The 11,825-nt window shown below is 36.0% G+C and carries 8 protein-coding genes; all 8 read right to left on the bottom strand.

The features are described 5' to 3' along the window. Window positions 1-49: 49 nt before the first annotated feature. On the bottom strand, window positions 50-898 hold the full coding sequence (locus ABS911_RS07945; RefSeq protein WP_350467147.1) for an aldo/keto reductase: 849 nt from the start codon (window positions 896-898) through the stop codon (window positions 50-52). Between the two features lie 259 nt (window positions 899-1,157). Then, on the bottom strand, window positions 1,158-3,185 hold the full coding sequence (locus ABS911_RS07940) for a beta-galactosidase (RefSeq protein WP_350467146.1): 2,028 nt from the start codon (window positions 3,183-3,185) through the stop codon (window positions 1,158-1,160). A gap of 78 nt (window positions 3,186-3,263) precedes the next feature. Beyond that, window positions 3,264-5,576, bottom strand: a complete 2,313-nt coding sequence (yicI, locus tag ABS911_RS07935) for an alpha-xylosidase (RefSeq protein ID WP_350467145.1) — start codon at window positions 5,574-5,576, stop codon at window positions 3,264-3,266. Next, complete coding sequence (locus tag ABS911_RS07930) at window positions 5,573-7,063, bottom strand: glycoside hydrolase family 1 protein (RefSeq protein ID WP_350467144.1); 1,491 nt, start codon at window positions 7,061-7,063, stop codon at window positions 5,573-5,575. Before ABS911_RS07930 ends, yicI begins: the two co-directional genes overlap by 4 nt. A gap of 43 nt (window positions 7,064-7,106) precedes the next feature. After that, a complete protein-coding gene (locus tag ABS911_RS07925) occupies window positions 7,107-8,030 on the bottom strand; it encodes an ROK family protein (protein ID WP_350467143.1) in 924 nt (307 codons plus the stop codon). Window positions 8,031-8,145: 115 nt separating this feature from the next. Beyond that, window positions 8,146-9,807, bottom strand: coding sequence for an ABC transporter substrate-binding protein (locus tag ABS911_RS07920; protein WP_350467142.1), 1,662 nt, complete (start codon window positions 9,805-9,807; stop codon window positions 8,146-8,148). Between the two features lie 29 nt (window positions 9,808-9,836). Further along, window positions 9,837-10,784, bottom strand: a complete 948-nt coding sequence (locus ABS911_RS07915) for a carbohydrate ABC transporter permease (protein ID WP_350467141.1) — start codon at window positions 10,782-10,784, stop codon at window positions 9,837-9,839. A gap of 16 nt (window positions 10,785-10,800) precedes the next feature. Beyond that, window positions 10,801-11,763, bottom strand: a complete 963-nt coding sequence (locus ABS911_RS07910) for an ABC transporter permease (protein WP_350467140.1) — start codon at window positions 11,761-11,763, stop codon at window positions 10,801-10,803. Window positions 11,764-11,825 lie beyond the last annotated feature (62 nt).

Genomic DNA, 11,825 nt, shown 5'->3' with positions numbered 1-11,825 from the left:
TCTTTACCATAAGATTTTCTTCCTTTCACTTCTCTAATCCAAAATTAGTTTAATCAAACTCTTCGTATTCATTTGGATGTTGCCCTTCTACTCTGCCCTCTTCACCTTTATCTAATGCATCGATTTCTTGAATATCTTCTTTTGACAATTCAAAATCAAACACATCTAAATTAGCTTTTTGGTGACTGAAGGAAGAAGCTTTTACAATCGGCATCACACCATTTTGTAAGTTCCAACGGATGATGATTTGTGCAGGTTCTTTTCCATATTTTTCGGCTAACTTAACAATCGTTTCATTTTCTAACACATCATTGATCTCACGACCGAATGGACTCCAAGCTTCCGTTAAGATGCCTAATTTTTTGTTGGCTTCTATTAATGCATTGTTATTAAAGTACGGGTGGCGCTCAATTTGATTGGTTGCAGGAGTAACGCCCGTCTTTTCAATGATACGTTCAAGGTGTTCTGGCAAAAAATTCGATACACCAATCGTTTTTATCAATCCAAATTTTTGTGCATCAACTAATGCTTGCCAAGCTTCATCATATTTATCTTGTTTAGGCAGTGGCCAGTGAATCAAGTATTTATCAAAGTAATCAATCCCTATACGGTACAACGATTCTTGAATCATCTTGATTGCCTTATCGTATTCATGCGCTTTTCCTGGTAGTTTTGAATTTATCATTAATTCTTCACGTGGAACAGATGTACGTCGAATTGCTTCTCCTACCATTCCTTCATTCATATAGTTGGTTGAAGTATCGATAAGTCGATAGCCCACATCAATTGCTGTGAGAACGCTATTTACACCTATAGCTCCTTGGATATTTACTGTTCCAAATCCAATAACTGGTAAACTTGTTCCGTCATTTAGTTCAAATTTCTCAATTTTTGTCATTTTACTTTCATCCTTTCTATGAATACTTTACAGTATCCAGTATAAAGGAATAAACAAGGAGTATCATGTAATATGCCTACAGTTATTAAAGTGAAAAAAATATTAAGTCAATGAGTATCAGTTATTTATTCCCCTATGTTATAAGTCCAAATGTAAAAAAGATCTCGCCAATGCATCATCTTCTTTTATAGCAGTACTTGATCAATTTCAAATGAAAAAAGGCTGAGATTTAGAAAACCTCGGCCTTTTCTTACGATTTTTAGTTATTCTCCAATAAAATCTTTACATCAAAAGGTTTAAGCTCTATGTTTCTAGTTACTTGATCGCCAGTTAAAAGATCTTTATACCCTTCAAAAGGTGTTTCAACCGTTTGGCTTTCTTCAGTATGGTTCATTAAAAAGTAAAATTCATTCTCTGCTTTTTTACGACTGGCGATTTCAACACCAGCTGGTAAATATTCAAATCCTTGAATCCCTTTAGATTTAAGCAGTTTTCCAATCAGTTCATCCAACAGTTTTTGTTCAGGGACTGTTCCAATGTACCAAGCTTCTCCTGCTCCAAAATTATTTTTTGTGATGGTTGGCATCCCTTTATAAAAATCTGTACCGTATTCAGCGATTACTTCCGCGCCTTCAGTATGCAATAGATCACACACCATTCGACAATCATATTTCTCTTGATTAAATTGCCCTTTTTTCATTACTACTTGGTTTCGTTGTTCAGGAGCTAAAGCATCAATTTCCTCTACCCAAATTCCCAACACATCTCTTAGTGGACCTGGATAGCCTCCCAAATGAACATTATCGCTTTGATCAACAATTCCACTCATAAATGTTGTCACAAAGGCACCGCCATTTTTTACGTACTGTTCAATTTTTTCTGATATGCCTTCTTTGACCATATAAAGTACTGGCGCTAAAATCACATCATATTTTTCGAAGTCTGTATCCATATGGATCATATCAACTGGCACTTGTTGGTTGTAACAAGCATCATAATAGTTTTGGATCTGTTCTACATAACGCAGATCAACAGTTGGTCCGCTAGTGTATTCCAGTGCCCAATAGTTATCCCAATCAAATAAAATCCCTACTTTTGCTGGGGTTTCTGCTCCAATAAGTGCATCTCCCAACTGCTCAAGTTCTTTACCTAACTCAGCAACTTCGCGAAACACTCGTGTATTTTCATGTCCAACATGCTCAATGACTGCACCGTGGAACTTTTCTGTGGCACCTTTTGAACGGCGCAATTGGAAAAATTGAATCGTATCGCCTCCATGTGCAATTGTTTGATAACTTTGTGCTCGCATTTTCCCTGGACGTTTCAAAGCATTATATGGCTGCCAATTTTGTTGACTGGGGGTTTGTTCCATCAACATAAAACTTTGTCCATCTTTTAGTCCGCGCATCAAATCATGGTTCATTGCCGTGTGACTTAATGGTGTTTGATGACTTGGGTAACTATCCCAAGAAACAAAATCCATTTCTTTTGCCCATTTAAAATAATCTAAACTCTTATAGGCGCCCATCAAATTAGTGGTTACAGGAGTTTCCTTATCAAATCTACGAATTTCTTGTTTTTCCAGTTTAAAATTATTCAATAAACTGTCTGAATTAAACCGACGATAATCAATTGAAAGACCTGCAAAAGCAGCAGCTGTATCGCTGATTCCGTCCCCTAAATAATTTGGTGGTGTGATATCATCGAAACTATAAAGTGTATGTCCCCAAAAATTCATATTCCAAGCTTCATTTACCGCATCCACCGTTTGATATTTGTCTTTCACCCATACCCTAAATGCCTTTGCACAGTTGTCACAGTAGCATTCACCGCTGTATTCATTTGAAATATGCCATACTTTGACATTTGGATGGTCTCCATAACGTTCTGCTAATTTATTTACCAGCTTTTTAGCAAAACCTTGGAAACTTGGACTGTTTGGACAATGATTGTGTCGATGACCATGACGGTGTTTACGTCCTTCAAAATCTACACGATTAACATCTGGATACTGTCTAGACATCCAGGCTGGCAAAGCAGCTGTAGATGTTCCTAAAATAATGGTATATTCTTCTTTAGTCAGCATATCAATGATATCATCTAACTCTGAAAAGTCGTATTCGTTTTCAGAAGGTTGTAACTTTGCCCACGAAAAAACATTGATAGTTGCTGTATTGATGCTAGCTTTTTTAAAAATGCGCATATCTTCGTCCCAAATATCTCTTGGCCATTGCTCTGGATTATAATCTCCACCATATAGCATGTTGTCAAAAAATTGTTTACCCATTTTATACCTCCAGCAGTTATCTATTAAAGAGAACAAAATATAGTATTATCTTATAACTTTGTTCTCTTCTTTAATTTTTTAAAGTTTAATCTCTACTTTTGCCTTTTCTAAACCAATGAGTGTTCCTCTATCTGAAGATTCTTCTTTGCCTCCATTGACAGATTGAACTGACTCAATGTTGTGCAACAATACTTTCACGCCATTCGTTCCTTCTGTTGAAACCGTCAAAATATCGCCGGTACGTTCAACAACTACTTTCCCTATTTCTAATCCCAATTTGTCGTATACTCTTGTTTCTGCTGATCGTCCATCAGACAATTCAAAAATATGAACGATGATATCTTTTTCATAATCGTATTCAGCTTGATTGTCTACTGAACCTTCAATAATAATACTGTCAGGTCTAGCTAATAATGGTAAGGTCATGTAATCATGAACTTCATGATACCAACGGCCGCCTTCTAATACTTCATTTGTTAAATAATTTGTCCAACGTCCTTCTGGAACATAAAAATCTACTTCACCACGATCATTAAAAATTGGAGCTACAAGTAAATTATCACCCAACATATATTGACGATCCAAGGTTTGTGCAGAGCTGTCTTCTGGAAATTCTAGTACCATTGAACGCATCATAGGGATACCTTCTACAGTTGTTTTTACAGCTTGACTCATTAGGTAAGGCATTAAGCTTAATTTTAACTTAGTAAACTTACGTGAAACATCTACCGCTTCTTCGTCATAAACCCAAGGCACCTTATACTCTTTACTTCCGTGGTAACGACTATGAGAAGACAATAAACCGAACTGTGTCCAACGTTTATATAAATCTGGTGTAGAGCCTTCTTCAAATCCAGCAATATCGTGGCTCCAGAAACCAAATCCACTCATCCCAAACGACAATCCTGCTCTTAATGATTCAGCCATAGATGGGTAATCAGATGTACAATCTCCACCCCAGTGAACAGGGAATTTTTGCCCCCCGACAGTTGCAGAACGAGCAAATAATACAGCATCATTTTCCTCACGTTTTTCTTTCAACAAATCAAATACGACTTGGTTATACAATTGAGTATAGTAGTTATGCATACGATATGGATCTGATCCATCATAGTAAACAGCATCCACAGGAATTCGTTCACCAAAGTCCGTCTTGAAAGAGTCAACTCCCATATCTAATAATGCAGATAACTTGCCTTTGTACCACTCTATTGCTGCAGGATTTGTGAAATCAACAATAGCTAAACCGGCCTGCCATTTATCCCATTGCCATACATCGCCATTTGGTCGCTTAATAAAGTACCCATTTTCCATTCCTTCATCAAACATAGATGATTTCTGTCCAACATAAGGGTTGATCCAGACACAGATTTTCAATCCTTTTTCTTTTAAATTACGCAACATCTTCTCAGGCTCTGGAAACATCTTTTTGTCCCATGTAAAGTTAACCCACTCATATTCTTCCATCCATAAGCAATCAAAGTGAAATACTTCTAGCGGGATATCTCGTTCAATCATGCCATCCACAAAATTATTGACTGTGGCCTCATCGTAGTCTGTTAAGAATGATGTGCTTAACCATAATCCAAATGACCAAGCTGGTGGCATTGCTGGTTTACCAGTTAAATCTGTATAGTGACCTAAAACTTCTTTCATCGTGTCTCCAGCAATGATGTAGTATTCCATCACTTCACCTGGAACGCTGAATTGTACACGAGAAACTTTTTCGCTGCCGACTTCAAAGCTCACTTTTTGAGGAGAATTTACAAAGACCCCATATCCTCGATTGCTCATATAAAAAGGAATATTCTTATATGCTTGTTCCGTTCCTGTTCCACCATCTTCATTCCAAATATCAACTGTTTGTCCATTTTTGACAAACGATGTAAATCGTTCGCCTAGTCCATAAATCAATTCGCCAACATCAATGGTTAATTGTTCACTTATATAGGTTTCATTTTCGTTATGATTGCGAATATATGCTTGTCCTCTAGGTTTACTTGCTGTTAAAACTTTGCCATCTTTTTCAAAAGAAATTTCATAAGGGTTTTCTTTTGTGACTACAGCTTGTAAAGCACCGCTAGAAAAAGTTACTTGTTGGCCTTCATCTTGAATCGTCACTTCAGGATTTTCTTTTGTTAGTTCAAAATCTGGTCCGTGATTTACTTGCCCTTTATGATGATACACTTTCACACCGATTACATTTTCGTAAGGTGAAGTCAATTCAACTGTCATCATACCGCCGTCTAATGTTGCTCCTTTATCTGCTATATAGCGGAATGGAGTATACAACGTTAACTTATCTTCTGTCTGTCTAGTTGTGTAAACATGTGCTGGGTAATCTACTTCAAAACCTTCTTTTACAAGCCAGCCACCATTTGTAAATTTCATTTCTGCACCTCTATCTTATTCGTTATATTTTCACCATTTGTTTCTATAATATTTTTGTACCAATAATAGCTCTTCTTAGGTATGCGCTGTAAATCTTTTACATCTTGTTCTGTTCTATCAACATAAACAAATCCGTAACGCTTTTTATAGCCGTTAAGCCAACTTAATAAATCGGTAAAGGACCATGAACAATAACCAATCATTTCTACACCGTCTGTTATCGCTTTTTTCATTTCCAGAATATGTGCATTTAAATAATCAATCCGGTAATCATCTTCAATTGTTCCTGATTCTGTCAGTTCATCAATAGCACCCAATCCATTTTCGGTCACAAAGATAGGCAAGTCATAACGAGCATATACTTCTCGTAACGCTACTCGAAAACCTACTGGATCAATTTCCCATCCCCAATTTGTTTTTTCTAAATAAGGGTTAGAGACGGAATGAAACATAGGAATCTCTGGACTTTGCGATTGTTCTTCTTTTGGCTGCATCAGATAAGGATCTGTTGCTGAAAAAGCTCTGTCTTTATGTTGATTTTCAATCGGCTTTTCCAACTTATTTTCTTGAACCGTTCCCCCATGATAAAAATTAATGCCAAGAAAATCTGGCTTTGCAGATGCTAACAACTTTTCGTCATCTGGTAATATCGTTGGTGCAATTCCATTTTTTTTGAGCTGTTTCAATGTAAAGACTGGATAGCGTCCTTTACAATAAATATCTAGCCACCAGCTATTGTTAAAGTCATTTCCATTTTCTGCTGCCAAAATATCAGCAGGATTTGAAGTGGCTGGGTACATCGGTCCATAACCAAAACTCGGTCCGATAAGCCCTTCTGGAACCATTTCGTGAAATAGGTTAATGACTTCTGCATTTGCTAAGTTCACAACATGATTAGCTTCAAACATTCTTTTTACATCTGAAACATTCGGCGGATGCGTTTCCCATCGATAACCCATAGCCGTAAAGACATTTTGTTCATTGAAAGTAACCCAGTATTTCACCTTATTTCCTAATCGTTCAAACAAGGCTTTGCAATACTTTTTAAAACTACCAATGACTTCTCTAGACTCCCAGCCGTTATACTTGTCTTGTAAAGCTTGTGGCATATCCCAGTGATAAAGGGTCAAAACAGGTTCAATACCATAAAGAAGTAATTCATCAACTAAGTTTTCGTAAAAAGAGAGCCCTTTTTCATTGATTTCGCCTTCTCCATCTGGAATGATACGAGACCACGCTACGGAAAAGCGATAAGCTTTTAGCCCCATTTCAGCCATTAAGCGAACATCTTCTTTATAACGATGGTAATGGTCTATAGCGATATCTCCATTGGTGTTTTCAAAGGTTTTTCCTAGAATTTTCGAAAAAGTATCCCATACAGATGGTCCCTTTCCATCTTCATCAAATGCACCTTCTATTTGGTAAGCTGCAGATGCAGAACCCCATAAGAAATTTTCTGGAAACTCTTCTAAGTTTTGGTGATACATGACGTACTCCTTTCTTAACAATACTGCAATTAAAATTTATTTCTTATACTGGAATATTTAAAAATAACTTATTGTCTTCAAGGCGCTTTTTTTCTTCTAACAGACAGTAAAGGGCTCCTAGGATGCCCGCATTGTTTTGATGCTGACAACTTACGATTGGAACTTCAAAATCCATCCAATGAGGATTTTTAGCTAATGCTGTTTGAATCAGTGGAATCAGTTTTGGATTTGCACTGATCCCTCCACCAATCAATACTTTTTCAGGATTCATAAAAACGACCATATTGAAAATACCTGTTACTAAATAATCGATCCATCCATTAACTACGTCTGTTACAATTGGGTCTTTGTCCATCTCAACAAAGATTTCCCTGGCATCAATCACTGTTTCTGGTAAAATATTTTTTGCTTCTTTATAAAAACGAACCAATGCAGAAGTAGAGGCTAACTCATGGAGAGTCGTATGAGGCTGTTGCCCAAAATCAATGCGCATCATACCAAATTCGCCAGCTTTGAACTGATGTCCATGAATCACATGATCTTGTACCATTAATGCTCCACCAATACCTGTTCCAATAGTAACCAAAAGAACATCTTTATCCTTAGTTGCTTTTCCATTAAATTTTTCAGCTAATAATGCACAATTTGCATCATTTTCAATAGTGACTAAGTAATTTGTTTGTTCGTGAAGCTCCTTTTTTATATTTTCTCCATATAGAGAATATAAGGCTCCTGCAGTAATCGATGTTCCACTATTTGGATCAACGACCCCGGGGAAACTTAATCCAATACCTTCAATCGCATCTTCTTTTTCATATTCTTTTATAATAAGCAATAACGAATCAATAAATTCATCTTTTCCACCGTGGTTAGTCGGAAAATGATTTTGTTGCAGGATGGTGCCGTTTTTTGTTACTAGTGCATGTTTAACGGCTGTTCCTCCGACATCAAAACAAATATAGCTCATGTTCTTCAAACCTCTTTTCTTATTTGGAAATTTGCAAAGAAAAGAAAAGCAGCTGCTTCCTAATTGCTTGGTGCATTTCTACTTTTCTTTTTGCTTTATTTATAGGAATAATATTTTATTTTTCGCCCCATAATTCCAGACGGTCTTTTGTTAATTGCGTCATTTCTTTATTAGCTGCTTCAATATCCATATCTTCTAAACCTTTTTGCATTTCATCCCAGATCGCATCAAATTTTTCTGGTTTTGCTAAAATAGCTTCAGTAATTTTTTGAGTGGTATAATCATCAGCTTTTGTTTGAATAATCGTAACATCACTGTCTGAAGGAAGTACGTATTCGTAAGCTTTACCATGTTTTGGACTACCTAATTCTTCTGGTGATGGGAATAGGTCTACCCATAGTTCTGCACCGTAGGCTTCCAAAGCTTCTTTTTCAGCATCTGTATAATTTATCTGAATATCTTCTTTTGTACTGCGGGTAATACTTTGTTCATTAGAGTCAACAGCACCAGTACCCCAGCCTGGGAATGGCCAGATGTATTGTCCTACACCAGTTTCAAGAGCATAATTTTGATTTGTATTTGAATTTTTACGGTCTTCATCTGTTTGAACTCGTTTTCCATCCACCAGTTCATAGTTTTCGCCTTCAATACCCCAGTTTACTAAGATTTGAGCTTCTTCTGAGGCCATCCAATCTAAAAATTCAAAAGCTTCTTCTTGATGTTCAGAAGTTGAACTGATTGATACTCCAGTTGTTCCTGTAAAGCCATAATCTTTTGTACTTTGAGATTCCAAATCTTCATTCAACGTAACTGGAAGTGGAGCCCATAGAGACCAATCCTTACCTTCAGATTTCAATGCTGCTTCAGCGCTCATTACATTCCAATCTTGATCAGCAGTTCCTAAAACTTTTCCAGAAGACAGCTTAGAAATATAAGTATCATACGTTTGAGTAAATGATTCTCTATCTAATAATCCGATATCATTCATATGATTTAACCACTTAAAGTATTCTTTTACTTCAGGTAATTGGAATTTATAAACTGTTTCAGATGTTTCTTCATCAACATGCCATTGTCCATCATCTTGTAATCCTGCTGCAAATGCAGATGGGTTTCCGACTGTGATCAACCAGCGCCAGTCACTACCTAAAAGAGTTAAAGGAATGAAATCTTGACCATCTTCAGTTTTTGGATTTTTAGCTAAATATTCCGTTAAAGCGTTCTCATAATCTTCTACTGTTTTTATTTCTGGGTAACCTAATTCTTTCATTACATTTAGTTGCAATTGGAAGGTTCCACTTGTTTCTAAGTAAGTATTAGTAACTCCACCAGTTCCCACATGGTAAATTTGAGGATCTTCAAGACTATTTTTCAAACGATCAATTTGATCACCATATAAAGCTTTTAAGTTATCGCCTTTTTCTTCAATCATATCATCCAAAGGAATAACGGCTCCAGCATCGATTAGTTTGTTTAAATCACCTTTACCAAAGATCATATCTGGGTAATCTCCACTGGCGATCATTAATGGAACGGCTTGTTCATCTCCACCAACTGGATGCGATATTTTTAAATTTACACCAGTTTCTTCTGTAATTTTCTTTGCAACCGGGTTTGTAAATGGATCGTCTGTCTGTAAATCTGCACTAAAGAATGTCAGAGTTAACGCTTCATCTCCACCTTCGCCTCCTTTATCACTTGCTTCTCCATTGCCACATGCTACCAATAAAATACTACTTGATACTAATAGTGATGTTACCAACTTTTTAAATTTCATTTTCTCCTAATCCCCCTATAAAATAGTTTTTAGCTTTTTACTGCTCCTAAAGTTAAACCAGAAACAAAATATTTTTGTAAAAATGGATAAACAACAAGTATTGGAACTGTGGCTACAATGGTAATTGCCATCTTAATCGATTCCGGTGTTGTTTTTTGAGCAGTGAGTTGCTGTCCATTCATCATACTAACATCTGAGGCTGACATCGAAGATGCATTATCCATGATCTTCATTAATTCATATTGTAATGTGGTAAGGTTTTCATTCGACCGTGCATAAAGGTAAGTGTCAAACCAATTATTCCATTGACCAACTGCTACAAATAAAGCAACAGTTGCTAATACGGGCATACATAACGGCATGATAATTTTAATAAACACTGTAAAGTCATTTGCCCCATCAATTCTTGCGGATTCTTCCAAAGCATCAGGCAGACCATCAATAAACGATCGGATAACAATTACATTGAATGCGCTTATTAAACCTGGAATGATGTAGACTGCGAAATTATTTACTAAACCTAATTCCCGATTAATTAAAAATGCAGGAATCAGACCTCCACTAACATACATGGTCAATATTAACATGACTCCTAATTGTTTTCGAAAAATAAAATTTTTACGGCTAAGTATATAAGCTAGTACCGCACAAGCAAAAGTTGAAGCGATGGTCCCTATAACTGTTCTTAATACTGAGTTTCTAAAAGCAGTTAGCAAAAGATTATTACTTGAAAATATTTCTTTGTAATTCTGAAGCGTAAAGACTCTTGGATAAATGGTTAACCCACCTTTTGCTGTATCCGTGGCATCGTTCAACGATACTGCTAATACATTTAAAAAGGGATACAACGTTACTACAATAACCAGAAGCATAAAGAATCCTATCATTATATCTGGCCAACCAGCTTTGCTCTTATTCTTTTTTTTACTTTTCTTAGGCTTTTCTTTTATAATTTCTTCCGTTGTTAACATTTCCATTATTAGCTCCTCCCCTCTACATTAAATGTCCTTCTCCTGTTTTTTTCGCAATACCATTGAAAATCAGGATCAGACCAACACTTACAACGGATTTAAATATTCCAATAGCTGTACCAAATGAATATCTAAACATTCCTATACCATAATCTAATGCATATTTTTCAATAACTAATGCTTTATCAGCCACAATATTGTTTCCTAAAAGCATTTGTTTCTCAAAACCAATATTGATTAAATTTCCGATATTCATGATCATTAATATGATAATAATAGAGCGAATAGATGGCAACGTAATATGCCATATTTGTTTAAATCGACTTGCCCCATCCACTTGAGCCGCTTCATACATTTCTTGATCAATACTTGTCATAGCTGCTAGATAAATAATGGCATTCCAACCTGTTTCCTTCCATATATCTGAAATCGTTACAATACCCCAGAACTTATTTGGGTCAGCCATGAAATTGATTGGTGCATCAATTAAATGAAGATACATTAACAATTCATTAATGACTCCACTTTGTGACATTGCAGTAATGGCAATATTTGCTACTACTACCCAAGATACAAAATGCGGAAGATAAGAAATGGTCTGTGTAATTTTTTTAAACTTTGAAAAACGAAGCTCATTCAGAGCAATAGCAAATGTGATTGCGGATAAAGTACCAAATATTAAACCCAATAACCCCATACCTAATGTATTTTTTAGTGCGGTATAAAACATGGGCTCATTGAATAAATCAATGAAATGTTTCAATCCCACCCAATCTGATCCAAAAAATCCATTTTGTGGTTTATAATTTTGAAAGGCAATGATCCAACCTACCAAAGGGGCATAAGCAAAAACCATTAGCCATATCACAAAAGGAAGTGACATGAAAATCAGTAATTTTTGTTCTTTGATTTTTTTCCACGTTATTTTTTTCTTGCTGCCTTTTCTTATTTCTTTATCCGTTTTCAACAGCTTTACACTTTCCATTACGAATCCTCCTTCTTCTTTACTTCTTGTTTCTCTTTATATATTTATAATAAATGATAACG

It is taken from the genome of Carnobacterium sp. (assembly GCF_040274425.1).
This window is presented reverse-complemented; position numbering and strand designations above follow the sequence as displayed.

Bases quoted from the DNA above. Each gene is read 5' to 3' on its own strand.
- ABS911_RS07945 (WP_350467147.1), bottom strand. From the start codon at position 898: ATGACAAAAATTGAGAAATTTGAACTAAATGACGGAACAAGTTTACCA.
- ABS911_RS07940 (WP_350467146.1), bottom strand. From the start codon at position 3,185: ATGGGTAAACAATTTTTTGACAACATGCTATATGGTGGAGATTATAAT.
- yicI (WP_350467145.1), bottom strand. From the start codon at position 5,576: ATGAAATTTACAAATGGTGGCTGGCTTGTAAAAGAAGGTTTTGAAGTA.
- ABS911_RS07930 (WP_350467144.1), bottom strand. From the start codon at position 7,063: ATGTATCACCAAAACTTAGAAGAGTTTCCAGAAAATTTCTTATGGGGT.
- ABS911_RS07925 (WP_350467143.1), bottom strand. From the start codon at position 8,030: ATGAGCTATATTTGTTTTGATGTCGGAGGAACAGCCGTTAAACATGCA.
- ABS911_RS07920 (WP_350467142.1), bottom strand. From the start codon at position 9,807: ATGAAATTTAAAAAGTTGGTAACATCACTATTAGTATCAAGTAGTATT.
- ABS911_RS07915 (WP_350467141.1), bottom strand. From the start codon at position 10,784: ATGGAAATGTTAACAACGGAAGAAATTATAAAAGAAAAGCCTAAGAAA.
- ABS911_RS07910 (WP_350467140.1), bottom strand. From the start codon at position 11,763: ATGGAAAGTGTAAAGCTGTTGAAAACGGATAAAGAAATAAGAAAAGGC.